Origin of the sequence: Exiguobacterium sp. s43 (genome assembly GCF_018617255.1) — a bacterium.
GTDB classification, from domain to species: Bacteria; Bacillota; Bacilli; order Exiguobacteriales; family Exiguobacteriaceae; genus Exiguobacterium; species Exiguobacterium profundum.
Map to the genome: position 1 here is coordinate 1,386,396 of NZ_JACSJT010000001.1, position 26,949 is coordinate 1,413,344.

The 26,949-nt window shown below is 47.0% G+C and carries 25 protein-coding genes; 4 read left to right on the top strand and 21 right to left on the bottom strand.

Annotated elements, in window-relative coordinates; all coding sequences use genetic code 11:
• Positions 1-107: 107 nt before the first annotated feature.
• From KNO79_RS07115 to KNO79_RS07140, 6 genes are all read right to left on the bottom strand, one after another.
• Positions 108-1,559: a glutamate synthase subunit beta gene (locus KNO79_RS07115; protein ID WP_214690964.1), complete on the bottom strand. Its 1,452-nt coding sequence runs from the start codon at positions 1,557-1,559 to the stop codon at positions 108-110.
• Entirely contained in the window at positions 1,556-5,995 is a 4,440-nt protein-coding gene (gene gltB, locus KNO79_RS07120; protein ID WP_214690965.1) for a glutamate synthase large subunit, read from the bottom strand. The genes KNO79_RS07115 and gltB overlap by 4 nt, the downstream gene beginning before the upstream one ends.
• Before the next feature lie 253 nt (positions 5,996-6,248).
• Complete coding sequence (locus KNO79_RS07125; RefSeq protein ID WP_214690966.1) at positions 6,249-7,001, bottom strand: tryptophan-rich sensory protein; 753 nt, start codon at positions 6,999-7,001, stop codon at positions 6,249-6,251.
• Between the two features lie 116 nt (positions 7,002-7,117).
• Positions 7,118-7,930: an aldo/keto reductase gene (locus tag KNO79_RS07130; protein WP_078146830.1), complete on the bottom strand. Its 813-nt coding sequence runs from the start codon at positions 7,928-7,930 to the stop codon at positions 7,118-7,120.
• Positions 7,931-7,995: 65 nt separating this feature from the next.
• Positions 7,996-8,790, bottom strand: a complete 795-nt coding sequence (locus tag KNO79_RS07135; RefSeq protein ID WP_214690967.1) for an ABC transporter permease subunit — start codon at positions 8,788-8,790, stop codon at positions 7,996-7,998.
• A gap of 1 nt (position 8,791) precedes the next feature.
• On the bottom strand, positions 8,792-9,664 hold the full coding sequence (locus KNO79_RS07140) for an ABC transporter ATP-binding protein (RefSeq protein WP_074037097.1): 873 nt from the start codon (positions 9,662-9,664) through the stop codon (positions 8,792-8,794).
• Between the two features lie 121 nt (positions 9,665-9,785).
• Between KNO79_RS07140 and KNO79_RS07145 the strand changes: the two genes are divergently transcribed.
• The gene (locus tag KNO79_RS07145) at positions 9,786-10,349 is read left to right on the top strand and encodes a TetR/AcrR family transcriptional regulator (RefSeq protein WP_214690968.1); all 564 of its coding nucleotides are present in this window, start codon (positions 9,786-9,788) and stop codon (positions 10,347-10,349) included.
• Positions 10,350-10,386: 37 nt separating this feature from the next.
• Here KNO79_RS07145 and KNO79_RS07150 read toward each other — a convergent pair whose 3' ends face one another.
• The 3 genes from KNO79_RS07150 to KNO79_RS07160 all read right to left on the bottom strand — a co-directional run bounded on the left by KNO79_RS07150 (position 10,387) and on the right by KNO79_RS07160 (position 12,861).
• On the bottom strand, positions 10,387-11,496 hold the full coding sequence (locus KNO79_RS07150; RefSeq protein ID WP_214690969.1) for an NAD(P)/FAD-dependent oxidoreductase: 1,110 nt from the start codon (positions 11,494-11,496) through the stop codon (positions 10,387-10,389).
• Between the two features lie 79 nt (positions 11,497-11,575).
• Positions 11,576-12,310 (bottom strand): Bax inhibitor-1/YccA family protein, encoded by a 735-nt coding sequence (locus KNO79_RS07155; protein ID WP_214690970.1) that lies wholly within the window; start codon positions 12,308-12,310, stop codon positions 11,576-11,578.
• A gap of 26 nt (positions 12,311-12,336) precedes the next feature.
• Positions 12,337-12,861: a type 1 glutamine amidotransferase domain-containing protein gene (locus tag KNO79_RS07160; RefSeq protein WP_074037100.1), complete on the bottom strand. Its 525-nt coding sequence runs from the start codon at positions 12,859-12,861 to the stop codon at positions 12,337-12,339.
• Positions 12,862-13,039: 178 nt separating this feature from the next.
• Here KNO79_RS07160 and KNO79_RS07165 point away from each other — a divergent pair, with 178 nt between their 5' ends.
• Both KNO79_RS07165 and KNO79_RS07170 read left to right on the top strand, forming a co-directional pair.
• Positions 13,040-13,834, top strand: a complete 795-nt coding sequence (locus KNO79_RS07165; protein WP_074037101.1) for a thymidylate synthase — start codon at positions 13,040-13,042, stop codon at positions 13,832-13,834.
• Positions 13,831-14,319, top strand: coding sequence for a dihydrofolate reductase (locus KNO79_RS07170; RefSeq protein WP_074037102.1), 489 nt, complete (start codon positions 13,831-13,833; stop codon positions 14,317-14,319). Before KNO79_RS07165 ends, KNO79_RS07170 begins: the two co-directional genes overlap by 4 nt.
• Before the next feature lie 11 nt (positions 14,320-14,330).
• Here KNO79_RS07170 and KNO79_RS07175 read toward each other — a convergent pair whose 3' ends face one another.
• The 6 genes from KNO79_RS07175 to KNO79_RS07200 form a co-directional block, all read right to left on the bottom strand.
• Positions 14,331-15,821 (bottom strand): GGDEF domain-containing protein, encoded by a 1,491-nt coding sequence (locus KNO79_RS07175; RefSeq protein WP_214690971.1) that lies wholly within the window; start codon positions 15,819-15,821, stop codon positions 14,331-14,333.
• Between the two features lie 168 nt (positions 15,822-15,989).
• The gene (gene fumC / locus KNO79_RS07180) at positions 15,990-17,390 is read right to left on the bottom strand and encodes a class II fumarate hydratase (RefSeq protein ID WP_214690972.1); all 1,401 of its coding nucleotides are present in this window, start codon (positions 17,388-17,390) and stop codon (positions 15,990-15,992) included.
• A 103-nt stretch (positions 17,391-17,493) separates the two neighbouring features.
• A complete protein-coding gene (locus KNO79_RS07185; RefSeq protein WP_214690973.1) occupies positions 17,494-17,886 on the bottom strand; it encodes a reverse transcriptase-like protein in 393 nt (130 codons plus the stop codon).
• The gene (locus KNO79_RS07190) at positions 17,867-18,649 is read right to left on the bottom strand and encodes a 5'-3' exonuclease (protein ID WP_214690974.1); all 783 of its coding nucleotides are present in this window, start codon (positions 18,647-18,649) and stop codon (positions 17,867-17,869) included. Before KNO79_RS07190 ends, KNO79_RS07185 begins: the two co-directional genes overlap by 20 nt.
• Positions 18,630-19,580 carry a CobW family GTP-binding protein gene (locus tag KNO79_RS07195; protein WP_214690975.1) on the bottom strand — a complete coding sequence of 317 codons (951 nt, stop codon included), beginning with the start codon at positions 19,578-19,580 and terminating at the stop codon, positions 18,630-18,632. The genes KNO79_RS07190 and KNO79_RS07195 overlap by 20 nt, the downstream gene beginning before the upstream one ends.
• Positions 19,581-19,595: 15 nt before the next feature.
• The gene (locus tag KNO79_RS07200) at positions 19,596-20,774 is read right to left on the bottom strand and encodes an HD domain-containing protein (RefSeq protein ID WP_214690976.1); all 1,179 of its coding nucleotides are present in this window, start codon (positions 20,772-20,774) and stop codon (positions 19,596-19,598) included.
• A 155-nt stretch (positions 20,775-20,929) separates the two neighbouring features.
• On the opposite strand from KNO79_RS07200, the gene KNO79_RS07205 reads away from it, so the two are divergent.
• Entirely contained in the window at positions 20,930-21,442 is a 513-nt protein-coding gene (locus KNO79_RS07205; RefSeq protein ID WP_214690977.1) for a hypothetical protein, read from the top strand.
• A 38-nt stretch (positions 21,443-21,480) separates the two neighbouring features.
• Here KNO79_RS07205 and hfq read toward each other — a convergent pair whose 3' ends face one another.
• The 6 genes from hfq to KNO79_RS07235 form a co-directional block, all read right to left on the bottom strand.
• Entirely contained in the window at positions 21,481-21,729 is a 249-nt protein-coding gene (gene hfq / locus KNO79_RS07210) for an RNA chaperone Hfq (RefSeq protein WP_012726185.1), read from the bottom strand.
• 27 nt (positions 21,730-21,756) lie between these two features.
• Entirely contained in the window at positions 21,757-22,692 is a 936-nt protein-coding gene (gene miaA / locus KNO79_RS07215; RefSeq protein WP_196430636.1) for a tRNA (adenosine(37)-N6)-dimethylallyltransferase MiaA, read from the bottom strand.
• Positions 22,693-22,969: 277 nt separating this feature from the next.
• Positions 22,970-23,449, bottom strand: coding sequence for an SMI1/KNR4 family protein (locus KNO79_RS07220; RefSeq protein WP_214690978.1), 480 nt, complete (start codon positions 23,447-23,449; stop codon positions 22,970-22,972).
• A 158-nt stretch (positions 23,450-23,607) separates the two neighbouring features.
• Positions 23,608-24,207 (bottom strand): AmiS/UreI family transporter, encoded by a 600-nt coding sequence (locus KNO79_RS07225; protein ID WP_251125237.1) that lies wholly within the window; start codon positions 24,205-24,207, stop codon positions 23,608-23,610.
• 104 nt (positions 24,208-24,311) lie between these two features.
• Positions 24,312-25,172 (bottom strand): PPK2 family polyphosphate kinase, encoded by an 861-nt coding sequence (locus tag KNO79_RS07230; RefSeq protein WP_214690980.1) that lies wholly within the window; start codon positions 25,170-25,172, stop codon positions 24,312-24,314.
• A 95-nt stretch (positions 25,173-25,267) separates the two neighbouring features.
• Positions 25,268-26,797 (bottom strand): M4 family metallopeptidase, encoded by a 1,530-nt coding sequence (locus KNO79_RS07235; protein WP_159562219.1) that lies wholly within the window; start codon positions 26,795-26,797, stop codon positions 25,268-25,270.
• Between the last annotated feature and the right edge of the window lie 152 nt (positions 26,798-26,949).

Genomic DNA, 26,949 nt, shown 5'->3' on the forward strand with positions numbered 1-26,949 from the left:
AATAAAATGAGGATGAGAATAAACCAGATTCCCGTATACATGAGGATTTCGGTGAACATAAAACTCCTCCTAAACAAAAGATAAGGAGCGACGGCTGTCGCTCCTTTTTATGATGAGGTTTTTAATTCGGTCTTGCAAGTATCGAGATACGCATCGACTAACTCTGCTACTTCTCGTCCTTCCCGAATCGCCCATACGATCAAGCTTTGCCCTCGCTTGGCATCCCCAGCGACAAAAACGTTTTCCGTTGCCGTCTGGAAATCTTTCGTCTTCTCGACGCCGATTTTCCGCAACTCATGCTCCGGTCGCTCAAATCCGATGGCGACGAGGACGAGGTCCGCCGGATACGTCTCTATCGAATCTTCCTCCACGAAGAAGGTTGCCTGACCATCCGGGTTGACGACTTTCGTCATCCGTTCCGTTTCAACCCCTGTGACACGTCCTTCTTTCGTGACGATTTGGTTGGAGCGAATCAAATACGTTCTCGGGTCTTTCTCATAGACCGCGAGTGATTCCGCATACGCATAATCCGTCGTAAGCGTGTCCGGTTGAAGTGGCCAAGGTTTCTCTGGTGCACGAAGCAACCCTTTTGACGGGTGCTTCCCAAATTGAACGACTGATTTTGCACCTTGACGGATTGCCGTCGCCACACAGTCGGCTCCTGTATCTCCACCCCCGATGACGATGACATTTTTGTCTTTGGCGTCATGTTCTGGTGATCGGGTCGTTCCTTTTCGCTCGTACATGGATGCCGTCAAATAATCCATCGCCATTTCAACACCACGTGCATCATCGCCATCAATCCCGAGCGTGCGCTGTTTCTGAGCTCCTGTAGCGAAGATCACCGCATCGTATTGGTTCCGAAGCGCCTCGACTGTCACATCCGTACCGACCTCTATGTTCGTCTGGATGACAATCCCCTCTTGTTCGAGCAACCGAATACGGCGCCTCACGACGTCCTTATCCAGTTTCATGTTCGGGATTCCGTACATGAGTAGCCCTCCCGGTTCATCCGCCTTCTCGATGATGGTGACGGAATGTCCGAGCTGGTTCAGTTGGTCAGCAGCCGCTAATCCAGCCGGCCCACTTCCGATGATGGCGATGGTCATCCCGGTTCTTCGATGGACAGGTCTTGGTTTCACCCATCCTTCTTCAAATGCCCGATCGATGATGGTTCGTTCAATCGATTTGATGGCAACCGGATCTTCACTGATTCCGAGTGTACAAGACCCCTCACATGGTGCGGGACAAACTCTCCCCGTGAACTCCGGGAAGTTATTCGTCTCCATCAATCGGTGATACGCTCCCATCCAGTCCGATTTTGTCACAAGCTTGTTCCACTCCGGGATATAGTTGTGAATCGGGCACCCGATCGTCTCCTGTCCAATCATATCCCCGACATGACAGAATGGAGTGCCACAGTCCATACAACGTGCAGCCTGCTGTTTGACCGATTCGTCATCCATTCGCGTCGCATATTCCTCATAATCCTTCACTCGTTCATCCACCTGACGTTCCGGTAATGTGGAACGTGGAATGTTTAAAAAGTTATGTTTCATGCGTTCCCCCCCTCAGTCACAACCCGGAACAATTCAAGCGCTCGGTCTGCTTCACTCAACTCCGGTCGATTCGCCTCGATTCGACGCATGACGTCCAATACATTCGCATAATCTCGTGGAACGACCTTTACAAAGCGAGAGCGAGCTTGTTCGAACGACTCTAAAATGGTCCGTGCTTTGACACTGTCTGTATGAAACTGATGCGCCTCAAGAAGTGCATAAATTTGTTCCACGTCTTCATCGTTCAATTCTTTTATAACGGAGACGAGCTCCTCGTTGACGAGTCGATCGTACGCTTGATCCCCATAAATATATGCGATGCCACCTGACATGCCGGCTGCGAAGTTCCGTCCGACGTCACCGAGGACGAGAACTGTTCCCCCGGTCATATACTCACATCCATGATCGCCGACTCCTTCGACGACTGCCGTCGCCCCAGAATTTCGAACGGCAAAACGCTCGCCGACATGACCGTTAAAGAAGGCCTGTCCGCTCGTCGCTCCGTACAAGCAGACGTTACCGGCAATCATTTGTTTACTTTCATCAAACGGCGCATGTTTTTCAGCGATCAATGCTAATTTTCCACCGCTCAAGCCTTTCCCAATATAGTCATTGGCATCACCGATGACGGAAATGGTGATCCCTCGTGGTAAAAATGCTCCTAGGCTTTGTCCGGCTGATCCACTGAGGCGAAGCGAAATGGTATCATCCGCTAAACCGACCTGACCGTGAACTTTCGTCACTTCAAACCCTAACTGTGTTCCGACGGCGCGATCGGTGTTTCGGATGCGACCAACGAAGAATGTCGGCTGCAACGAGTTGATTGACCGAGAGACTGCCGGAATCAATTTCCGGTGATCATAGGAACGATATGCCGGGTGAGCGAGTTCTTCACGTTCAGGAAGTGGTGTCGGCATCGAGAGCATCGGTGCTAAATCTAACCGTTTTGCTTTCGGATGACTCGTCTTCCATTCACTCTCTTCAAGAAGATCCGTTCGACCAATCACTTCATCAAGTGAGGTCATACCGAGTGACGCTAAAATTTCCCGTACTTCTTCGGCCAAGAACGTCATCAAGTTGACGACATGTTCTGGTTTCCCCATAAATTTCTGTCGAAGCACAGGGTCCTGTGTCGCCACACCGACCGGACACGTATCCAAATGGCATGCACGCATCATAATACATCCAAGGACGACGAGCGGTGCTGTCGCAAACGCAAACTCTTCCGCCCCGAAGATGGCAGCTAGGACGATATCTCGTCCCGTCATGAGCTTTCCGTCTGTCTCAAGTGTTACTCTCCCCCGCAACCCGTTCAACGCGAGCGTTTGATGCGTCTCTAAGAGACCAAGTTCCCAAGGAAGACCTGTGTGCTTGATTGATGTTTTTGGAGAAGCGCCGGTTCCACCATCATATCCACTGATGACAATCGTATCCGCGTTCGCTTTCGCCACACCCGCTGCGATTGTCCCGACGCCTGACTTCGAGACAAGTTTGACACTGATTTTCGCCTTCGGGTTCACATGCTTTAAGTCAAAGATGAGTTGGGCCAAGTCCTCAATCGAATAAATGTCGTGATGTGGAGGCGGTGAAATGAGCCCAACACCTGGAACGGATCCGCGTACTTCGGCGACCCATGGGTACACTTTATTTCCGGGAAGTTGACCACCCTCACCCGGTTTTGCACCTTGCGCCATCTTGATTTGAATCTCATCGGCATGGTACAGATATTCTGCCGTCACCCCGAATCGCCCGCTCGCGACTTGCTTGATGCGGCTGATGCGTTCGTTCCCGAACTCATCCGGGACGAAGCGTGCTCGGTCTTCCCCACCTTCGCCCGAGTTACTTTTCGCACCAATCTGATTCATGGCGATAGCGAGGGTTTCATGCGCCTCTTTCGACAAGGACCCGAATGACATTGCTCCCGTCTTAAAACGGCGAACGATCGACGTGATTGGTTCCACTTCTTCGAGTGGCACAGGACGTTGCGTTTTAAATGCAAACAACTGTCGAATGAACTGTCCTGATGAATCATGTAGCTTCACATAAGCGTCATAATATTTTCGTTCCTTCTCACGACAGGCACGTTGCAACAAATGAATCGTCTTCGGATTAAATGCATGTTCTTCCCCATCTGCACGCCATTGGAAATCACTTCCCGCTTCGAGCGGCCGATTCGTCGCATAGGCGGACGTATGGAGTGTTTTCGCCTCGTCTTCAAGCTCTTTAAATCCGATTCCAGACAGTTGGGACGTGGTTCCCCTGAAATGAGTTTCAATCAAATCACGGTCTAGTCCCACTGCTTCAAAAATTTGAGCCCCGCGATAACTTTGAATGGTGGAGATACCCATTTTCGACATGATTTTGACGATGCCTTCGACGACTGCTTTTTGATACGAGCGAATAGCCTCTTCAAATGAATGCGCGATTTGTTCACGTTCGATTAAATCTCGAATGGTCGCATAGGCCACGTAAGGGTACACCGCATCTGCCCCATACCCAATCAAGGTCGCTGCTTGATGCACTTCTCGTACCTCACCGCTCTCACAAACAAGACTACAGCCCGATCGCAAGTTCTCTCGAATCAAGTGTTGATGAACTGCACTCAGTACGAGGAGAGACGGCATCGCAATCTGTTCGAGATCGATGAGCCGGTCAGATAGAACGATCACATTTGCTCCATTTCGAACCATCTCACTGACTTGTCGCAAAAGTGACTCAAGAGATGTCTCTAAATCATCCATGAACGTCGTAGCGACTCGTTCGACCTTGAGCCTCTCGTCAAGTTGCTTGAGAGCCGCCCCATCAATCATCGGATGATCTAACCACACACGTTTTGCATGACCTCGTCCGGTATGGACCGGATCTCCTTGCGGACCAATCCAAGTAAATGTAGCCGTTACAATTTTCTCCCGCAACGCGTCAATCGGTGGGTTGGTCACTTGTGCGAAGTGTTGTTTGAAATAATGGAACAAGGAACGGGGTCGTGTCGAGAGCACCGCGATTGGTTGGTCATGTCCCATCGAGCCGATTGGATCTTTCTCATCTTTGATTAACGGAACCATATACTGTTCAATGTCTTCTTTCGTATATCCAAACGCACGTTGCACACGCTCGAGTTCAAGTAGTTCTTCTTCATCGACCCCTCGATCCTCAAGAATCATCATCTGCCTAAGCCATTTGTGATAAGGCTCTGACTTCGCAATCGTCTCTTTGATCTCATGATCTGGTATCAAACGATTTTCAATCAAGTCGATCAATAACAACTGTCCTGGTCTTAAACGCTGTTTTGATTTAACGTTCTCTGCGTCAACCGGAATGACTCCTGTTTCAGATGAGAGAATCAATTCCCCGTCCAATGTTTCGACATAACGCATCGGACGCAAGCCGTTACGATCTAAAATTGCTCCGATCTGCCTTCCATCCGTGAAGACGACTCCAGTCGGTCCATCCCACGGCTCCATGATGGATGAATGATACTGATAAAAGTCGCGCTTGAACGGTTCCATCTGTCCTTCGACAAATGGTTCAGGAATCAACATCATCGCCGTGTGGGCAATCGAGCGACCCGTTCGTGTGAAGAATTCAAAAGCGTTATCGAGCATGGACGAGTCGCTTCCATCCTCTTGAAGCACAGGGAACAAGTGTTGAACGTCTTCAAATAAGTCTGTTGACGTGACCCCTTCCCGCGCTCGCATCGCATCGATATTTCCGCGAAGCGTGTTGATTTCCCCGTTATGGACTATCATTCGGTTCGGATGTGCTCGTTCCCAAGAAGGGAACGTATTCGTCGAGAAACGAGAATGAACGATGCCGAACGTACTCTTGTAATGAGGGGATTGCAAGTCCAAATAAAATGCTGCGATTTGATTTGGCGTCAACATCCCTTTATACACGATCGTTCTCGTTGAAAGGCTTGCGATATATAGGCGTAATGATTCGACCTTTTCGATTTTTCGACGAAGTTCATAGAAGACGCGTTCATTCGCATCCTCATCTAGGAATGGACATGAGATGAACCATTGATAGATCACCGGTTGTGTGACCCGTGCATGTTCACCGATTTGCATCGGGTCGACAGGTACTTCGCGCCATTCAATCGTCGAACAATCCAGTTCATCCGCCATCCGTTCCATCACAGTGATCTTTTCGTGAAGCTGATTCTCAGACGGCTGAAAAAAAACCATTCCGACAGCGTAACGACCGAGTGACGGAAGGTTCATGGTTTGCGTAAACAATTCGTGTGGAATTTCAGTCATGATACCAGCCCCATCACCAGCATCGATGACACCTTGTCCTCCTCGGTGCTCTAAATTACATAACATGGAGAGCGATTTTTGGACGATTTCATGTTTCTTTAGCCCATGTAAATTGACGTAAAGTCCAATCCCACACGCATCTTTCTCAAATTTTGAGTCATACAAACCAACTCGACTCATATCATCGACCCCTTTCACTCACAGTTTCGTAATTAACATTTTGTTCTAAATATTCTGAAAAATCAAGTGAGTTGCATGCATTTTTGCATAACATGAATCTCAAAGAGTGCTATTGAAAGCGTATACATAACTGTTATCAATGGATTTATCGTTTTTAGTTATGTTCAATAAAGAATAAATATCCATAAATATTATTTATTTATAGGTTCTTCAGAACGCAAAAAAGGATATCCTGAAGATACCCTTTTCTTGATTATTGTTCTACTGTTTTACGCGTATGATGCAAAAACGATTTCGGACGTTTCCACAAAATCAAACCGATATACCCAATCGCTAGCAATGCAAGGGCGCTGACAATCACAACATAGAGTGTGCCTTCTTCGATTCTAGCAAAGATTCCGATATACGCCCAGACGAATACGAGTGGGTAGATGAAATCATGATGCCACCACATAAAGAGGAGGACAAGGACTACACCGACCATCAGCATAAGTGAGGTCCAGGCAAGTTCATCAAGACCTAACAGCGACGTGATCTGTTCCGTCTTCATCACAACGAACGTGTTGACGATGGTCGCGACTGATACCCAGCCGATGTAGATGGAGAACGGGAACCGATCGAGCCAACTCGTAGACGTTCGAAAAGCGATGTAATACAACCAGCACAGCGTCGCCAGGAACAACACCATGATGACAAGTGAGACGACGAACCATTCGTTCGTGAATGCCAATAACCATAAACCATTCAACACGCAAGAGACTAAAAATCCGGCTTTCATTCGCTCGGCTTGACGATTCGCCGTCGTCCCTTTCTTCGACTGGAGCACCAGCCAGACAAGAAGCGCGACATAGATGACACCCCAAATTGAGAAAGCGTACCCTGCCGGCTTAAAGTAGATATCGATGCGGTCCGAAACCGCCGCGTTGTCGCCGCTCGCGAAATAGTTGATGACGACGGTCGCTAAAAAAGCGACCCAGTTTACAATCGGCCATTTTGATAAGTCCATAAGCACGATCTTCTAAATGAAGATCAAACACCTCCTTTTGTAACATAATATTCAATACCCGCATCCATGTGACTCTACACGTATAAAGGGGCTCGCATATGCGAACCCCTTCTCAATTAAAAGTCGATTTCGTCTGGATCTGGTCCGAGACGTTCCCCTGTCGCCACTTGATCGATTTTCGCCAAATCGTCCGCATCGAGTGAGAAGTCGAATACATCAAAGTTCTCACGGATTCGATGTGGTGTCACCGATTTCGGTAACGCGACATGACCAGACTCAAGATGCCAACGGAGAACTATCTGTGCCGGCGTCTTCCCATGTTTTTCTGCAATCTCAGAAAAAGCAGGGATGTCTAAAAACTTTCCTTGCATTAGTGGACTCCATGCCTCGATTTGAATCCCTTCATCTTGGCAGTAATCCAACAAATCCGGTTGCGGGAGTTGTGGATGAAGTTCAACTTGATTGATGAGTGGCGCCATCAGACCGGCTTCTTTCAATGTTTCTAAGTGGTGTTCTTTAAAGTTGGATACACCGATTGCTTTGATTTTTCCGGCTTCATATAAATCGATGAGATCTTTCCACGCATCGACGAACCCATCTACCGGCCAATGCAACAGACAAAGGTCCAAATAATCTGTCTGGAGTCGTTTTAACGAGTCTTCGAATGCCTCTTTCGTTTTGCCTTCACGAATGTCATCATTCCAAATCTTCGACGTGATGAACAATTCAGAGCGGTCTACACCTGAGAGATGAATTCCCTTCGCAACGCCCTCTTCATTTTTATAGATTGCAGCCGTATCGATGTGACGATAGCCTGTTTTGATGGCTTCAACGACAGCAGCTGGTGCCTCGGTTTCATTATCGACCTTCCAGACACCAAAGCCGATCATCGGAATTTCGACCTTATTTCGTAATGTTGCGTAAAGCATCTCATTCATCCCCTTTTCATTCTAACGAGCTGATTGTATCATACCCGAGAATTTATTTCGGAAAACTAAATCGTCAAATCTTTTCGGGTGAATCGGATGAACGAGAGTGCTGAAAAGATGGTCAGGAGACCGAGTAACCAGATGAAATGGATTCCCCAATATTCCTCACGCATGATGGCACCGGCGTCAAAGAGAGAGAAGAATGAGAGGTTTGACATCCAATCGAATTGATCGCTCACTCCTTGGATGATGTTCACCATGAGAAAGAACGTGAAGATTCCACCCGTCACCATATAGGATTTACTACTATCATCGAACAGACTCGCAATCACATAAGCGGCTACGCCTAGGACGAGCAACATGAGCGCTCCATTCAATTGAAGCATCCACAATACCGCATAGTCGATTTGTAAATCGAACAGAAGGTCCGCTGCCATTAAACTCAACCCATTTAGACCGACAAATAGCCCGACTGCCACAATCAACACAACAAAGCTTGACATCACATACGTGACTCGAGAAATCGGGGCCGCCATATACAGCATGATTTCTCCAGAATCGACCGGTTTGGCCAACAGTTTCGAGGCGAAAGTCAATGCGAATAAAACTGCGAGGACGTAGAAAATCAAGCCATAATAGTTACTCGACAATAGATTGAGGACGTTGTCCATCGCCATCGACGCATCGATTTGGAAGACATCGAGAAGCTCAGGTGGCAACGACTCTAATTTTGCCTCAATCAATCCTGTTTCTTGAATAGATGGGAAGATTGCGGCTAAGAAAAAGAGATATATGCTAGTCCCGACTGAATATCCTAGAATCCAACTGCGATTCTGTTTCAACATGGAGCGAATTAACATGTCATGTCGCCTCCCCGTAATACTGCATGAATAGATGTTCGAGCTCGTCTGTGCCACTTGTCAGTGATTGAACCTGAAACTCCGCCAATGTTCGGATGAGGTGGTTCAGCTCTATCGGTGTCGAGATGGTGACCTCAACATGCATGCCGTCCCGTTCACCAGAATCGGCCGCGAATCGAACGGCTTCCGCTTCCGTTGAAAATTCGACTCGGTACCGTTTCACGCTATGTTGTCGTAATTGTTCCATGTCCTCTTCGATGATGATGCGTCCATCTTTAATCAACGCGGCACGGTCGCACGTCCGTTCCATCTCAGGGAAATGGTGAGAACTCATGAGAATCGCTTTCCCAGATTGCTTTTCTTCAATTAACCAATCGATTAGACGATCTTGCATGAGCGGGTCTAATCCGCTCGTCGGTTCATCCAATATATAGACGGGCACATCTTTCATGAAACAGGTGATGATGGCGAGTTTTTGCTTCATCCCCTTTGACATCTTCCGTACTTTCGTCGCCTCATCGAATGAAAACCGTTCACGTAATTGCCGTTCACGATCCGAATTCGTTTTGTGCAAATGGCGCGTCAATCGAATGATTTCTTCTCCCGTCATGTTCTGGGGATAATTGATTTCTCCTGGCAAATAGCCGACACTCCGTTTCACTTGCTCCGTCTCCTGCCAACAGTCGAATCCGTTGATGGTCGCCTTGCCTTCACTCGGCTTCAAAAGACCCATCAAATGTCGAATCGTTGTGGATTTCCCAGCGCCGTTCGGTCCGATGAATCCGAAGATTGTACCTGGTGATACATGTAGTGAAACGTCAAAAATACCATGTGTGGCATCAAATCGTTTCGTCAATCGCTGAATCCGAATCATCTCGAACCCTCCTTTTTTGTAATATCTGAACGATATGATTACAAAACTAGTATATCACGTTCTTTTTTGAAATGGAAATGGTATATTGATTACAAAACTAGAGAGAGGAGCGCTTAAATCAATGGATGGATTTGCGAAACGCACCGAAGAAAAACAACAAGCGATCTTACGTGCCGCCTATGACTTGATGGCAGAAAAACAATCCCGATTCACAATCAGTGAGTTAGCGAGTCGAGCGCACGTCTCCCCCGTATCTATCTATAATTACTTTGGGTCAAAAGACCAGGTTATCGTGCAAGTCCTAAAGCAGATGACAGAAGAGCAGATGAGTTGGATTGAACATGCGATTGAATCGAACGCTCCATTCGATGCGTTACTCGTCGAGATCCTAACACGAAAAATCCAGTCGGCGGTTCTCTTTGACGAGACCATCACAGCAATGATTCAACAAGACCCGAACTGGGAACAGCTTGCGACTCGAGGATATACTGCTTTCGCCCGGTTGATTGAATACGGGAAGGCCCAAGGGTCAATTGATTCGACGTTATCCACTTCTTCTTATTTACGCTATGTACAATTCATGCAACAGGCTATCCTGTCCGATCCTCAGTTTTCAATCGAGAATATGAAGGAAACGATGGAAGTCTACTTTCATTTCTTTTTGAATGGAGTCATGAAACGCTAAAAGGTGACTGTCTCAAGCAAGCAGACAGTCACCTTTTTTATGTGTGATAGATAAAGTCTTCAATTGGATAGAGCGATAGATCCACTTCCGCGTCTCCTGTCAGAACGAGGTCACTCAACACTTTTCCGATGAACGGGCCGACCGTCAAACCGGATGATCCCAGACCGTTGGCGACCAACAGTTTTTCTGCCCCAGGCACCCTTCCGAGTACGGGAATTGAATTCGGTGTGACCGGACGGAAGCCGACTTTCGTCCCCACGAGTTCTGCCTCGGAAAGTCCAGGTGCCGACTCCAAACCTTTCGTCAGTACTTCGTGTACTCCGATTGCAGTCGGACGAACGTCGAACGCTTTTCCTTTCTCATGTGTCGAACCGATGACCACTTTCCCGTCGTCAAATCCGAGTAAATAGCGGCGTCGTGGCGGCATGACGACCGGCCAGTCAGATGCATCTGTATCCTTCAACTGGACGTGGACGAGCTGGGCCTTTTCCCCTTCGACTCGTACCGTATATCCAAGAGGCTGTAACAGTTCCGGTAACCAAGCACCCGTCGCAAGGATGATTTCATCCGCTTCATATCTCACTCCGTCACACTCCACACCAATCTCATCTCCGCTCGTCAACCGTGCTGAACCGTTGACAAATGTGACGCCACGCTTGATAGCGACTCTCTCAAGTGCAGCGCGAAAGCGTCCGCCGTCGACTCTAGCCCCTCCTGTCACGAAGAGTGCATCGTATTCATCGGATAACGGTGGGAAACGATGTTGTGCCTCTTCAGCAGTCAGTCGTTCGAGTTCACCGATTTCTGGCGCTTCTTCTCGACGAAGCAACGTTCGCTCCATCATCTGGTCGAGCTTTGTTTCTTCATGGAGCGCAAGCGTCCCGACACGTTTGTATCCGGTGTCCGTCTCCCCTTCAGCCTCCAGCTCTTTGACGACCTTAGGATAATAGCTTGCTCCGCCTTTCGCCAGTGCATACCAAGCTTTGTTGCGTCGCTGCGCAATCCACGGACATACGATTCCAGCCGCCGCATCCGTTGCTCTTCCTTCTTCTTTCCGGTCAATGACCGTTACATCCGCTTTACCAGCTAAATGATAGGCAGCCGAAACACCGACGATCCCTGACCCGATAATCACTATTTTCTTCATCATAAATCTGTCTTGCGCAGACAGATGGACACACCCTTTCGTAAAAAAATCATCGACCCAACGGATCGATGATTGATTCTTATTCTCTCATCGCTAGACGATAAAGTAAATCTAACAACTCGATGTAGAGCCACACGAGCGTGACGATTAATCCGAATGCCGCGACCCATTCCAACTGTTTCGGAGCCCGAGCTTCGACTTGACTTGCGATAAAGTCGAAATCTAAGACGAGAGCGAGTGAAGCGACGATGACAATCACGAATTGAACACCGATCGCAAGTGGGCTTGAACCGGTCATGAATGCCAAGCCTGAACCGAACAAACTCATCACGAGTTGCACGAGATATAACAACATGACTGTGAACATGGCTGCCATGACACCGGCTTTAAACTTCTGTGTCACTTTGACAAGCCCTGTCGTATAGACAAACCACATCGCAAAGGCGACGACAAACGTCGTTAATACGGCACGTCCCACAATACCAGGGACCATCGCTTCAAAGAAATACGAAATCGAGCCGACGAAGACACCTTCGATAATCCCGTAAAGGGGTGCGACGACCGGAGCCGTATTTGGTTTAAACGTGATGAGCAAAGCAAAGATAAAGCCGAGGATGAGTGACCCGATCATGAGCGGGAACAAGAGCCCTTCTCCGATTGTCGGGACGACAAGCCATGTCGTACCGGCTGCCGCTGTCACGAGTAAAAGCAAGGTGAACACCTTAGACCATGTACCTGCTTTCGTCATCGGTTCGGCACTGAAAGCTGTGGACTGCATTGATTTACGAAGTAATGGATTCGATTTTAAGTTCAACGTTGAATAGCTCCTTTATGGTTCAGTTACTGTTTTGCGAACACGTCGATGAACGCACGCATATAATCTGGCAAGTCTGGCGGACGACGACTTGAGACGATATGTCCATCGACGACGACCGGCTCATCATGCCAAATCGCTCCCGCATTTTCCATGTCATCTTTGATTCCCGGCGTGCTCGTCACGTTCACCCCGTCTAGAATGTTCGCAGAAATCAACACCCAACCGGCGTGACAGATTTGACCGATTGGTCGTTTTTGTTCATCCATATAACGGACGAATCCTTTCACCGAATCGAAACGGCGCAATAAGTCAGGTGACCATCCGCCTGGCACGAGAATCGCATCGAACGATGTGATGTCCACATCATCAAACGCCACGTCAGATTTTGCTGGCACACCATATTTACCGATATATGCGTGGTCGGCCTTTTCCCCAGCGAGGATCACGTGCGCCCCTTCTTCACGAAGGCGATGTACCGGGTACCAAAGCTCTAAATCCTCGAAGTCATTACTGACAAGTTGAAGGACTTTCTTCCCTTGTAATTTCATCAAACCCCTCCTTTTGTTCATTCCCCATTATACCCGAAACCGCTTGTCACGAAAACGAAGAATCATGATTGTTTTTTCAGTATATGGATTCATCCTGATTCACGACACTATATCTTGTGTTTCCTTCCCACAATTGATACCTTTAGTGGTAGGAGATTGAGAAGGAGGAACATCACGTATGAAACAATATCATGACTTATGTCGACACATCCTCGACCATGGTGTCGTAAAAGAAGACCGGACCGGGACCGGGACAACGAGTGTATTTGGTTACCAAATGCGTTTCAATCTGCAAGAAGGGTTCCCCCTTATCACGACGAAGAAATTACATATTCGTTCCATCATTCACGAACTATTATGGTTCATCTCAGGAGAGACGAACGTCCGATACCTTCAAGATAACGGGGTCCGCATTTGGAACGAATGGGCAGACGAAGAAGGCAATCTTGGTCCAGTATACGGTTCACAGTGGCGTTCTTTCCCACGCCCGGACGGTTCTTCTGTCGATCAGTTGGCTCAAGTGATTGACCAAATCAAGACGAACCCAGATTCAAGAAGGTTGATCGTCTCGGCATGGAACCCAGGACAGCTAGAGGAGATGGCCCTGCCGCCGTGTCACCTATTGTTCCAATTCTATGTCGCTGACGGAAAGCTTTCGTGTCAATTGTATCAACGGAGCGCTGATACGTTTTTAGGGGTACCGTTCAATATCGCCTCATACGCACTACTCACGCATATGGTCGCACACGTGACCGGACTCGAAGTCGGCGACTTTGTCCATACCCTTGGTGATGCACACATCTACCACAACCATCTCGAACAAGTGGAACTTCAGTTGTCGCGTGACCCACGTCCGCTACCAAAACTCAACATTGTCCGAGACGTCCCTTCAATCGAATCATTCCGTTTTGAAGACTTCGAAATTCTAGGATATGATCCGCATCCGCACATCAAAGGAGAAGTGAGCGTATGATTTCACACGTCGTCGCATATGGATTAGGTCGTGAAATCGGAAAAGATAATGACTTATTATGGCGTTTGCCAGATGACTTGAAACATTTCAAGACCATCACGTCTGGCGGAACGGTCGTGATGGGAAGAAAGACGTTTGAGTCCATCGGTAAAGCGTTACCGAACCGACGCAATATCGTCGTCACATCAGATGTTTCCTTTTCAGCAGATCAAGTCGAAGTCTGGCATGATTTAGACCGTCTCGTCGAAATGAGTCAAGATGAAGAATGGTTTGTCATCGGTGGCGCCACGTTATATGAGCAGACGATGCTAATGACGAGCCGGATCTATGCAACGGAAGTCGCTGCATCGTTCGAGGCCGATACGTATTATCCCGAACGGATTGGGGAATGGTCAATTACGAGTACAATCGACCACCCGCAAGACGAAACACATGCATATGCCTTTTCATTCAAACAATACGACAAAACAGACATCGCATCATGATGTCTGTTTTTTTAGTCTGGCAATTTTTCCAGCCACTGTTCAATTTTTCTCGTGATGACTTCGTCCTGTTCTCCATCCGCATAATCGTCATAGATTGCTCCGAGTTCAGACGCCGTTCGTTTCGATACAGCAAGAATGTGACTATATTTGCCTCGTTGCTCTTTCACAGCAGACAACGTCCCTTTCGCTTCTTGCGCACGCGCATCATCCAAGACGAACATCTCGATATTGTCATTACAAGAATACGCCTCGTAAGGACGGTATACGACTTCATATCGGCGATGCTCTTTGGGGAGTCGATCAGCAAGCGATGTATAGGTATTGGCAGACATCGTCACATAGGCGATTCGCTTCTCCTCACGAACAGCAGAAGTGTATCGGACGACACGATTTCGACCATCTCGTTTCGCCTTATACAGCGCCTCATCTGCGTAGGCACACCATTCACCGAGTGTATAGCCTGTCTGGCAGACTCGGGTGTATCCAATCGACACCGTCACCTGATGGTCGTATGGAAATTCCATTTCTTCGATACGTGTTCGGACTCGCTCGAGTACCGATTCGACGATCGCACGGTCTGAGACATTCAAGAGGATTAAGAATTCTTCTCCTCCGTATCGGATGAGCTCATCACTAGAACGAATGGCATGACGGATTTCTTCAGAAACGCGATGAAGAACGTCATCGCCATACGAGTGACCGAACGTATCATTCAATTGTTTGAAGTGATCGATATCGAGAAGTGCGACAGCAAAACTCTCACCAGACCGCTCCAATCTCGAGATGAACCGAGAAAAGGTCGCCTTTAAATACTTACGGTTGAAAGCACCCGTTAATTCATCCACGAGTAACGCTTTTGATACGAGACGTGATTTTTCGATATGTAGTCCGAGACGCACCAATCGTTCCTCCATCGGCACCCACGATTCCCAATAATCGTCGAATCCGTATGAATAGGCCGCAAGACGATAATGTTCATTCGTTCCGATGACAATAAGTGGAACATAGAGCTTTCTCATCTTGCTAACGAAAGATTGGATATCTCGCTCTTTAAATTGTGGCCATAATTCAACGTCCATGATGATGGCTTTCGGCACATCCTCATAATCGTATTCGACGGCCTCTTCTAGTGTCTGCAAAAATACCGGACGTGCTCCGAGCTTCTCGACGCGCGACTTGTAACGACTAAATGTAGAAAAGCTTGCGGATAAGATGAGGACGAGATCCTCATCCTCCTGTTCAATCCCTAAGACGGTATGGATATAGCGTTTCACAGGAGAGATCAAGGTCAAAGCTTCCGCATGTGTGAGGACGCTTGGCAACTCCTTCGCGTCAGACTCGACACGACTAAAGATTTCTAACAAATGCATCAATCGTCGTTGCCGAACTTCCTTCTTCATCCAATCGAGTAGAAACTCGATATCGCTTTTTGGAATTTGTCTCGACTCCGCTATCTTTTTCAAAATAATATGTATACGCTCAGTGAGTTGACCTTGCTCCATTCCCGTCCCCCCTATGTTCGTACTCCCCGAATTCTCTTATGTTTCGATTATGCGACTTCTCAGGATGAAATACAACTATTTCCTTATTTATTTTCTATTGTTTTACATATTACTAGGACTTATGCCCTAAAAAAGACATACTAAAAGCGGTCTTGCGACCGCCTTGTGTTATTTTTTCACTTTTAAGTTCGGTGACGTCATCTCTTCCGGACGAATCCATTGATCAAATTGTTCTTCAGTCAATAAACCGGTTTCCAAGGCTGCTTCTTTTAAAGAAGTACCATTTTTATGTGCCAATTTCGCAATTTTTGCTGCATTTTCGTATCCGATATGCGGGTTGAGTGCTGTAACGAGCATGAGTGACTGCTCCACATTATGTGAGATCACTTCATGATTCGGCTCGATTCCGACAGCGCAGTGATCATTGAAAGAATGTAAGCTGTCCGTCAATAGACGACAAGTCTGTAGGAAATTATACATAATGACTGGTTTGAAGACGTTCAATTCAAAGTTCCCTTGACTCGCCCCGAAACCGATTGTCGCATCATTTCCGAGTACTTGTGCGGCAACCATCGTGAGCGCCTCACTTTGAGTCGGGTTGACTTTACCTGGCATGATTGAACTTCCTGGTTCATTCTCCGGAATAGTGATTTCTCCGATTCCTGCACGTGGTCCAGAAGCCAACCAACGCACGTCGTTCGCAATCTTCATCGCGTCCATCGCTAAGGCTTTTAATGCACCATGTGTGAAAACGAGTTGATCGTGACTCGTGAGAGCGTGGAACTTGTTGACGGCTGTCACAAACGGTTTACCCGTCTCTTCTGAAATTTTCTTAGCTACAACTTCACCGAACTCAGGGTGTGCATTGATCCCAGTTCCGACGGCCGTTCCTCCAAGTGCAAGCTCCGTGAGTGGCTCAATCGTGCGCTCGATCATCTGTTTTGACAATTCAAGCATCCGGACCCACCCACTGATTTCTTGACCGAGTGTGACCGGCGTCGCGTCTTGAAGGTGCGTCCGACCAATTTTGACGATATCCATAAATGCCTCAGCTTTTTGTGAAAGAGTTTGATAAAGCGAGTCGATTGCTGGAAGGACATCATCTTGTACGGAAAGGATGGCGGCGATGTGCATCGCAGTTGGATACGTATCATTCGAGCTTTGCGATTTGTTGACGTCATCATTCGGATGAATCGTGATAGATGCTCCACGAGCCTGTAACTTTTCATTCGCAAGATGCGCAATGACTTCGTTGACGTTCATGTTTGACTGCGTGCCCGACCCTGTCTGCCAGACGACAAGCGGGAATTCTGCGTCATGTTGCCCTGCTAAAATCTCATCAGCCACCTCTGCGATGATCGCTGCTTTCTCTTCCTCGAGTACACCGAGTTCAGCGTTTGCTAAAGCGGCACCTTTTTTCAAAATGGCAAATGCGGATACGATTTCAAGTGGCATCTTCTCTGCACCAATTTTAAAGTTTTCAAGACTACGTTGCGTTTGTGCTCCCCATTTCGCCGTAGCTGGAACTTTAATTTCCCCCATTGTGTCCCGTTCGATCCGATAATCCATGTATAATTCCCCCTCTATAGTTGACTACGCTTTCATTTTAGCGAAAAACCATCTAAAAAGAAATGACTCCGTCAAAAAAGCGACCAAGAATGATCTCGGTCGCTTAATTCATTCCATTCAATGCGTCACGTGCAATCACATCCGCTCGATTCTCCGCTCGTGGGACCCATTTTAAGAACACGGTCGGCAATTCATCGTAGGCAATCAGTGCTTTCAGAAATAAAGGCTTCGCCGATGCATCTTTCATGAAACGTTGCTCTAATGCGCGAACAATCACTTCGGCGTCGGAATACAGCATGAATGAGGTTTCATCTTTTAATGCATGAGCTTGTTCCAGTGCATAAGCACATGCAACCAATTCCGCATGAACGCTTGTCAATCCTTGCATGCGACGTTTAAACGTCGATACCGTACCGTCGGACGACTTGATCCACACACCGATTCCATTATCTCCAGTCGTCTGATTGGTGGCCGCGTCAAAATAAATGTGAACCAAACCGGTACGCCTCCCAATCTGTATTGACAGGAGCATGGATATCAATCTGAGACAGTCGTTTCGATAAGAGGGCGATTTCTTCATGGCCGTCTAGTTTTTTGGCATACTTTTGATGGGGCGCTTCAAGTGTTTCATTTTGAACATGCACATAAAGCGTCTCAATCGTATCGTAATGCTGAATCAAAATCGTCGCCGTCTTCGGACCAATGCCACGCACCCCCGGGATGTTATCCGAAGAGTCTCCCTGCAAAGCCTTCACGTCGACAAACTGATATGGTTTCACCCCGTACATCATTTCAAAAGAAGCTTCATTGACGAGCTGCTCCTCACCTTTTTTCGGCATGATTTGAAACACGTTCGGAGACAACAACTGAAGTAAATCGCGGTCTGAAGAATAGAGGTACGATTCGCCCGGGAACGCTGTCGCGACGGCGCCCATCAAATCATCGGCCTCATATCCCGTCAACTCGGATTGTAAGATGCCTCGTTCATCCAAAGCAGACCTTAATTTCAAATAGTCTTCAAAGAGCGGCTCCGGAAGTCCGTTACGCGTTGCTTTATATTCAGGATACAGCGCGTAGCGGTGTGTGGACTCTCGTGTCCCGTCCCAAAAGAAAGCGATATGGGAAAAGTCTGTCGTCCAAGAATCCACCTTCCGAAGCAATCCTTTTACCGTCACTTCCGGATCTTGTGCTCGTCTTCGCTCCGTTGCAAAATAATAACGTGACAATAAATTAAATCCGTCAACTAGAATAAGCTTCATCTTGCTCCACCTCACATGCTTTTAATCCCCGTGCCAGTGCATCTTGGTCTAGTTCCTTCCCAATCCAAACAAATACGGAACGATCCCCTTCATGCATCTCATTTGCAAATGTTGCGCCCATCAACTGATTCGTCGCTTGAATGACAAACTTGCGCTCCTCATCCTGTAAGCGGACAATCGCCTTCATCCGATACATCGCATCCTCATAGTGCATCAATACTTCACGAACGTAACGGGTCACGCGCTCTCGAGACAACGGACGCTCGGCACTCAACGTGATCGCACGAAGGGAAGAGACCGATTCACTCGTCTCTGTCAGTTGACTCAACTTCTGTTCATCGACACGTGACAGTTGGAACGTATTCTCAAGTAATTCGTAATCGCCTTTTGTTTGAATCGTCTCTACAATCCTCACCGTCGGATTGAGTTGCTCGATTCGGCGGTGTGCTTGATTGAGTTCATCCGTCGACACTAAATCGGTTTTATTTAACAAGATGAGATCGGCATAAGCGATTTGATGAATCCCTTCTTTGAACAGTTCACGATCCATTTGACTGGCATCCACAACCGTCAAGATGGCATTCATTTTGAAGTGTTGTCGCAAATATTCATCATAGTAAATCGTCTGAATGATTGGTGCGGGATCCGCGACACCGGTCGTCTCGATGATGACCCGGTCGAATGTTTCTTGCTTTGCAGCCAATTGATAGAACGTCTTACTCAAATCATTTTGGATAGAACAGCAAATACATCCGTTTGAGAGTTCGATTTGCTCTTGGTCCATCTTGACGATCAATTGTTCATCGATATTTATCGCGCCGAGCTCGTTGACGATCAAGCAAATTTTTTCATCCGTCGCCGCGAGTAAGCGGTTCATATACGTTGTCTTGCCTGCTCCTAAAAACCCGGTCACTAATTGTACGGGAATCATGATACCACCCTTTTCTTACAAATCTTCGTGCGCGCGAGCCCATTTCTCATAACGCGCATCCAATAAATCAATCAAGTGAAGCATCCAAGCCTCCGTTGTCATCGGGAGGACACTCGATCCCCACTCACGTTTCCCATGATGTGATAAAATCATGTGCCAGATTCGATGGTGGACATCCAATGGCAGTCGCGTCGACGTCTGGCGTAACGTTTCTTCAAACAATAGCCCACCGTATGGCATATGCCCAATTAGTGTGCCCATCGGGTTGATGGAGATGCCGGTCGTTTCACTTGTGCCCTCAACAGGAGATAACTTCTCAAAACGATTCGGACTAGATAACAGATGACTGTATTCATATATTTTTCCGATGTCGTGGAAGAGGATTCCAAGTGCGAGTTCATCCCAATTCAACGGTTCTTTCCGCTCGGCCATCGCTTCACAGGCGGCATACAGCGATTCAAACGTTCCTTTATATGCCTGTTCGATTTTAACACCGTTCATCGTATTCCAAAGGTCGACTTTGTGCAACTGCTCCGCTTCTTTGATTACACGAAACACCATCGCCAAATAGTCATCTTGCTCTTGAATCCGATAGCCGAGACGAAGCATACACACGGTATGCTTCAATAGACCTCCCGCATAGTTATGATGGTGGTAGAGTGCCGCTGGCGATAGTACGAAATCATCCCAAACGAAATCAAGGAGGCCGTAGGCGATCTGTTGATAGGTCGGTGACAACGTATCAATCAAACTGAACAATTCATCCGCAAACTGCTCCATCGTCTCATCCCCTGGCAAGCCTGGTAATAACGAGATTGCCTCATCTTTTGAGATAGGATGGACGCGGTCAATCGTAATCGATTTGGCGCCATCCGGTTTTGGATAGACATCGATTTTCCCGGATAATTCGATGACACCCGACTCGTAGATTGGAAGCAGTTCACTTTCATTTCCACGGAGCCAATGTTTGGCACGCATCATCCCGTTCGCCGTCGTGACACTTAGTTGAAGCCATTTCGCACCATTCTTCCCTTCTCTAACCTCGACTGTACTGACGAGCGCTTTTGTTTGGACAGGGGCCCCATCGGCTAACTGGTCTAAACGGTCCTTTGATTTGTCTATTAGTGGTATTTGAAATCGATCATGGTTCATCGATGAACCGATGACCGGATCAATTTGTTGATAATAGTTCATAATTATTCCCTCCTCGCATCTTATGACATTGTATCGTGTTTCCGTCTATTAGGCGAACATACTTTCTAGTAGGGTGTCGATTTTGCCATCATTATATTGAAAGCGCTTACGATTATTGATACGATAAAGGTAGTTCGATAAAGGGGGAAACGATAATGATTTCATTAATCGATACGTATGAACGTTTCATCGCCTCGGGGGAAGCGACACGTTATGCACAAGAGCAACAATCCATTGAACATATTCTGCAAGGGTCAACTTGTCCGGTAGGGATGCAGGACTTAGAACAGTCACTCACGCATCTTTCCGGTAATCCATATGCCAAAGATGCATCACTCGACAAAATCGTCGAGCATGAGATGAAAGGGGCTATGGCGGCGCTTGAGCTTTCTGGTTATCCTCTTCAGACGCCGTTAGCGAAGGCGGTTATCCTGTCTGCTTTCGCTCGAACTAACCGACTCAATATTGATAAACTAAAAGAACTGAGCCACGCCGATCTTCTCGTCCGAATCCAATCAGCAGAGCGTGCTTGGAAGCGAACATACGCATTGTTACATCGTTCAACGCCGACTCAGATTTGTGGTCAAATGGATTCGCTCCTCGGTGGATGCGCTATCCAGCGTGTTCTTGAAGCAATCAAACAACCCGGAACGACAAAAACGGCATAAGAAAAGGAGCGGTCCCCGGGCCGCTCCTTTTCTTATGCTCATCCTTCTGTTACTTCAACTGCATCCGGCTCATATAGTGTTACATTACGTGCCGGAGAGAATGTCGAAATCGCATGCTTATAGATCAATTGTTGACGACCTTCCGACTCCACGATGACAGTAAAGTTATCAAATGACTTGATGACACCTCGAATTTGAAACCCGCTTACTAAAAATACGGTCGTTGGTACCATTTCTTTTCGAAGTTGATTCAAAAAATGGTCTTGAATGTTGTAGCTCGCTTTCATGCTGGATTCCCCCTAGTCTTTATCTCTTTAAAATAATCGGAATTTTCGAAAAAACCCCTCTACATCATCATAAATATTTTTATATGATAGTTCAAATGATTTTCGACCCATATCCACCCAAATTCCATCAAATTGATGACGGAACCAAGTTAATTGCCGTTTCGCGAACTGTCTTGTGTGCTGTTTAAGCAAGTCGGTCGCTTTCTCTTTCGACATCTTTCCATCGATGAAGGGAATCATTTCCTTATATCCGATGGCCCGCATCGCCTGCGTATCACGATATCCTTGTGCCAAAAGTCGTTCGACTTCTTCGACAAGTCCTGCTTCCATCATCGCATCGACGCGTTGATTGATTCGGTCGTATAATATCTCACGATCTGCGTGGAGGACGAACAATCGATAATCATAATGTTCGGATGGCGCACTGTCTGTTGTCTGTGTATCACCTTGCATCGCCACCTCGAGCGCCCGTACGACACGACGCACGTTATTCGGGTGAATCGTAGCCGCACGCTCTGGGTCAAGTTGGACCAATCGTTGATGTAGCGCTTCACGCCCTTCGACTTCTGCAAACCGTTCGAGTTCAGCCCGCAGTGCTTCATCGACAGGTTGCTCCACAAATTCATAATCATATAAGATCGAGCGAATGTATAGCCCCGTCCCACCGACGATAATCGGTAACTTGCCACGGGCATAAATATCATCGATGGCGGCACGCGCCAATTGTTGGAACATCGCGACACTCATAGCATCATCCGGGTCACAAATATCAATCAAATGATGCGGGATCCCTTCGGCCTCTTCTTTCGTTACTTTTGCTGAACCGATGTCCATGCCCCGGTATACTTGAACCGAATCACCCGAGACGATCTCGCCGTCGAACGCTTTAGCTAGTTCGATGCCCGTCTTCGTTTTGCCAACAGCGGTCGGCCCGACGATGACGACGACAGGTGTTTTTTTCATACATCTCACTCCTCAATTAAAAACCCGTCTCTTCACGAGACGGGCCATCAAATTCTTCTTTTTATTCTATCATCAAATACGACGGCAAACAGCATCCAACCACATAAAAGTAATCCGAGTAATAACACGAGACCATCACTCATCTGCTTTCGCCTCCTTTAGCTTCCTCATTCCCACTTTTCACATTTCAGACACAAAATAACTGTAAAAAAGCACACTCAATAAAGAGTGCGCATTTCAAAGTCATCATTCAAATCAAATATTCAGTCATCATCTTTTAACCTCTGAACCAATCCCAAAAATGAGCACCTTGGGCGACAATCAAATAGTCGAGCCAGCGTCTATAATCCACCGGAAGTTTTTCGGTGTCATTTGCGTACGTCAAAAATTCCCCAATCCAAATGTAGTTCTCATTTTCGCTTAAGACCTCGCAAACAATCCATTCCCCATCTCTCCCGACACCGACGGGGATGAATTGTTCAGGGCACTCCCATATTTCACGATATTCGATGATTTCATCCACACTAAAGAGTCGAATCCCTCCACCATATGTCGGATGGACAAATAGTTCAACACCATTATGACTCTTTAAAAATTGGATAACGTCATTTGGCATCATTTGCTTCAATCGCTTGATTTCAACTTCCGTCGCGGGCTCACTGAATGAAAAGTGTAACGTGTCCACATATCCCTCTTCGTTTTGAATTTCGATTCGATTATTTACAAGCCTACTTTTCAACGCTTCAAGTGCAATCATCAACTCAACCCCACTTTTTGAGAATTAACGACATTCGTACCGTATCATTCATTTCCATTTTTCTAAGTATTGCATATATCGACCTTTCAGCGTTCAATAAAAAAGGACATCGGGCACGACTTGAACGCGCTCGATGACCTCGGATCATTTTCAATTCATCATGAAGCAATTTCAATCGTCTGTTTCGTACGCTTGACAGAAACGATGAAGTACAGGATTGCCGTACCGCTCGCCGCCCACCAAACCATGTCATACCATCCGTTCATCAGTCCAGCCATCCCAACCATCGCCGGGACAATCAGCGTCAACCATGATAATACGAGGGCGACACGTGCTGTGATGGTCTCGTTCGGTTTCCCGAGTCCCATTCCAAAAAAGAACAGCGCCCAAAGGAATGACCAGAAGAACCACGTCAATGCCCCCATCGGATCACTTTCTGCAATCGCCATCACACCGTAAAAAGCAGCTGCAATCGAAACGAATAATGAGAACCAGCCAACGCCACGTCCGTCTAAATTCAAAATAAACGTCACCCCTACATATAAATAAGTGAACGCAAATAGATAGATACTCGCATGACCGAATTGCTCTTCTGGACTCGCCCCAATCAATAACCATGTGGCGATAAACGTTTGTAAGAGTCCCGTAAACAAACTAAAAAATCCTGCGCTCTTGCTATCCACTTTCCCGAGAAGAACGAGACTATTTAAAAACAGTGCGACGCCACCGAATAGTAAACTTACATTACCCACACTCATTACCCCTTTGTACAGATGTCTGACCTTTAATCTACTGTATCACTTTAGCTTGAATTCGCTTTCAGTGCAAGGGGATTTTTAAGTGTTCACGAGAACGCCACGCCTTACTCATTCTCAAGGGTTTGGATGGCCTCGTCGATTCGCTCTTGTTCCTCATCCGTGAAAGTCGGATATTGTGGATCAATGCGTTCAAGAACTTCAATCATGACTGACGAAATAATAAAACGACTATACCACTCATCATCTGCCGGCAATACATACCAGGGTGAGACTTCCGTTGATGTGTGCGACAACATCTCGGCAAAGATTCCTTGATATTCTTCCCAATGCTGCCGCTCTTCGATGTCACTGAAGGAGAATTCCCAATTCTTTTTCGGATCCTTTAACCGCTCAAGCAAGCGATCTCGTTGTTTATCCTTAGATACATTGAAAAAGAACTTGATGACTTCGAATCCGTTTTCATGTAAATAGCGTTCATAATCGTTGATTTGACGATAGCGCATCTGCCAGACCTCTTCCTGGTCCATTTTTTCCGGAAGTACTTCGTCCCCCAACAAATCATGGACACGAGGCGCAATGACCTCTTCGTAATGGGATCGGTTTAAAATTCCGACCTGTCCTCTTTCAGGTAACAAATCATGCATTCGCCACAGATAGTCGTGCTTTTTCTCCGTATCGGAAGGTTTTTGAAACGCATTCGTCTTCAGTCCTTGGGCATTCAAATTTGAAAAGATATAGCTGATCGCTTCGTCTTTCCCACCCGCATCAAGCGCCTGCAAGACGACGATAATCCCTTTCTTACTCTCGGCATATAATCGCCAATGTAGTTCTTTTAATCGCTCAACACTGTTCGGAATGAGTTCAGTCGTCAACGTCTCATCCTTCGGTTTGTCTGAAACTGTCGTCGGATAATCATCTAATTGAATCTTGCTGTCCGGTGACACAATAAAATCCTTCGTGTTCATACTCGTTCTCCTTTTCGCTCGACGTTCAACCTTGATTTACCCAAAAACTGCATAAGAAAATCTCTTCCGAAAATTTCGGAAGAGATGTTGAGAACTTAGTAGATTCCGACAGCGTCAAATGATTTCGCAGCTGATACCGCTTGCGGACTTGTCGCACCGTAAAGGTCTTTCGCAGATTGTACGACCGCTTGACGAAGGCTTGAGAAGTTAGACGTTGGTGTCAAGTAAACATTGAGGGCACGGTAATAGATATCCCCCATCGCCATGACTCCTACTCCTTGCACCGATACGCCGTAGTGCGATCCACCGTTACCTAAGAGGTATGCCGCTTTGTTGACGATACCTGAGTTGATGTGAACCCCACCATTGTCTTGTGTGCCTGTGTAACGTTTCGAGTAGTGATCTGGGTCACCGTATGCAGCCGGGTTCGCCATCGAACGAAGTCCGTCGCCCGCTACACCAGGTGTGTAGATGTCTTCCCCTACCAACCAGTCGAAGTTTGTGCCGACGCTATATTCCGCCACTGTACCTAAGATATCCGATACTGCTTCATTGATCGCCCCGGACTCGTTTTGATAGATTAATCCTGCCGTGTACTCCGTGACCGCGTGAGTCAATTCGTGAGCGACTACGTCAAGCGCACCTGAAAGATACGTGAACGTTTGACCGTCTCCGTCTCCGTATACCATCTTACTTCCGTCCCAGAACGCATTGTTGTAGCTACGGCTATAGTGAACCGTTGAGTTCAATGCAGCTCCGGCGTTGTCATAGCTGTTCCGTCCGTAAGTGTTTTTGTAGAAATCATATGTCTTTGTCGCGTTGACGTGTGCAGAGACAGCGGCACGGTCATAAGTCGTGTTCAAGACGTTATCCACGTCAGCCCATAGCGAACCTGGGAGTGTCGTACGGTTTTTCGCATCGTACGTATAGATTCCCTTCCCACGCGTTGAATCTTGGAGATAATAGTAAGATCCGCTCTTCGTTGTCTTGAACGTTTGGCTGTAGCCGAGAACATCGATTCCCGTTCCCGTATAGGTCGTACCTGTCACACCGTTCGTCGGTCTCGCGTGAGCCAACTGGTCGAATTTATTGAGTACCTCACCCGTCCCCGCATCGATGAAGTATGTCCAACGTGATGGCTCTTCCGCTTCAAGGATCGTTCCGGTCACTTGATATGCATAGACCGACTTGTCACCTTTTGGATAGACAATCAATTCTGCTTCCGGTTCGAGCTCGTAGGCCCCTTTATGACCGACAAGCTTTTTGTAACTCGCAATGGCTTTCTTTTCAGTTAACTTGATTGACTTATGTAGATTTTTGACCGATTTCGCATCATCCACGACTGTCTTCAATTGACCCGCTTCATCTACGACACCGACTACCACACCACCGAATACGGGCACGCCATCAACTGTCTGTTGGAGTTTAACCACTTTCCCGACTTTGTCTGATTTCGACTCGATCGTCTTGAACTCACCCTTTGATTTGACATACTCTTTTACAATGGTTGTCGGCGCACTTTCTGATGGTTTCGTCAGAGTGCCTGACTTCAATTCTGCCGCACCGACCAATTGTGGGACGAGCAAGACGCCTGCGATTAGTGATGTAGAAACAACTTTTTTCATGTGTTTACCTCCTTTGTGATGATTCTTACTTTACACACTTTCCCACAAAGGCTGTATCCATCTTTTTAATTATTTTGATAATTCATAATATTGAGTATTTAGAACCATTCATTCTATTTACGACCTAATTTTATCCAAAAAAAATTCGTGCT

What these genes read in the sequence shown, in the direction of transcription:
- miaA (WP_196430636.1), bottom strand. Translation starts at nt 22,692, where the DNA reads ATGAAAAAAACACCTGTCGTCGTCATCGTCGGGCCGACCGCTGTTGGC.
- KNO79_RS07130 (WP_078146830.1), bottom strand. Translation starts at nt 7,930, where the DNA reads ATGCTTTACGCAACATTACGAAATAAGGTCGAAATTCCGATGATCGGC.
- KNO79_RS07235 (WP_159562219.1), bottom strand. Translation starts at nt 26,797, where the DNA reads ATGAAAAAAGTTGTTTCTACATCACTAATCGCAGGCGTCTTGCTCGTC.
- KNO79_RS07175 (WP_214690971.1), bottom strand. Translation starts at nt 15,821, where the DNA reads ATGGAGCAAGGTCAACTCACTGAGCGTATACATATTATTTTGAAAAAG.
- KNO79_RS07125 (WP_214690966.1), bottom strand. Translation starts at nt 7,001, where the DNA reads ATGGACTTATCAAAATGGCCGATTGTAAACTGGGTCGCTTTTTTAGCG.
- fumC (WP_214690972.1), bottom strand. Translation starts at nt 17,390, where the DNA reads ATGGATTATCGGATCGAACGGGACACAATGGGGGAAATTAAAGTTCCA.
- KNO79_RS07200 (WP_214690976.1), bottom strand. Translation starts at nt 20,774, where the DNA reads ATGAACTATTATCAACAAATTGATCCGGTCATCGGTTCATCGATGAAC.
- hfq (WP_012726185.1), bottom strand. Translation starts at nt 21,729, where the DNA reads ATGAAAGCGAGCTACAACATTCAAGACCATTTTTTGAATCAACTTCGA.
- KNO79_RS07160 (WP_074037100.1), bottom strand. Translation starts at nt 12,861, where the DNA reads ATGAAATTACAAGGGAAGAAAGTCCTTCAACTTGTCAGTAATGACTTC.
- KNO79_RS07145 (WP_214690968.1), top strand. Translation starts at nt 9,786, where the DNA reads ATGGATGGATTTGCGAAACGCACCGAAGAAAAACAACAAGCGATCTTA.
- KNO79_RS07190 (WP_214690974.1), bottom strand. Translation starts at nt 18,649, where the DNA reads ATGAAGCTTATTCTAGTTGACGGATTTAATTTATTGTCACGTTATTAT.
- KNO79_RS07205 (WP_214690977.1), top strand. Translation starts at nt 20,930, where the DNA reads ATGATTTCATTAATCGATACGTATGAACGTTTCATCGCCTCGGGGGAA.
- KNO79_RS07225 (WP_251125237.1), bottom strand. Translation starts at nt 24,207, where the DNA reads ATGAGTGTGGGTAATGTAAGTTTACTATTCGGTGGCGTCGCACTGTTT.
- KNO79_RS07195 (WP_214690975.1), bottom strand. Translation starts at nt 19,580, where the DNA reads ATGATTCCCGTACAATTAGTGACCGGGTTTTTAGGAGCAGGCAAGACA.
- KNO79_RS07135 (WP_214690967.1), bottom strand. Translation starts at nt 8,790, where the DNA reads ATGTTAATTCGCTCCATGTTGAAACAGAATCGCAGTTGGATTCTAGGA.
- KNO79_RS07230 (WP_214690980.1), bottom strand. Translation starts at nt 25,172, where the DNA reads ATGAACACGAAGGATTTTATTGTGTCACCGGACAGCAAGATTCAATTA.
- KNO79_RS07150 (WP_214690969.1), bottom strand. Translation starts at nt 11,496, where the DNA reads ATGAAGAAAATAGTGATTATCGGGTCAGGGATCGTCGGTGTTTCGGCT.
- gltB (WP_214690965.1), bottom strand. Translation starts at nt 5,995, where the DNA reads ATGAGTCGAGTTGGTTTGTATGACTCAAAATTTGAGAAAGATGCGTGT.
- KNO79_RS07165 (WP_074037101.1), top strand. Translation starts at nt 13,040, where the DNA reads ATGAAACAATATCATGACTTATGTCGACACATCCTCGACCATGGTGTC.
- KNO79_RS07115 (WP_214690964.1), bottom strand. Translation starts at nt 1,559, where the DNA reads ATGAAACATAACTTTTTAAACATTCCACGTTCCACATTACCGGAACGT.
- KNO79_RS07140 (WP_074037097.1), bottom strand. Translation starts at nt 9,664, where the DNA reads ATGATTCGGATTCAGCGATTGACGAAACGATTTGATGCCACACATGGT.
- KNO79_RS07220 (WP_214690978.1), bottom strand. Translation starts at nt 23,449, where the DNA reads ATGATTGCACTTGAAGCGTTGAAAAGTAGGCTTGTAAATAATCGAATC.
- KNO79_RS07170 (WP_074037102.1), top strand. Translation starts at nt 13,831, where the DNA reads ATGATTTCACACGTCGTCGCATATGGATTAGGTCGTGAAATCGGAAAA.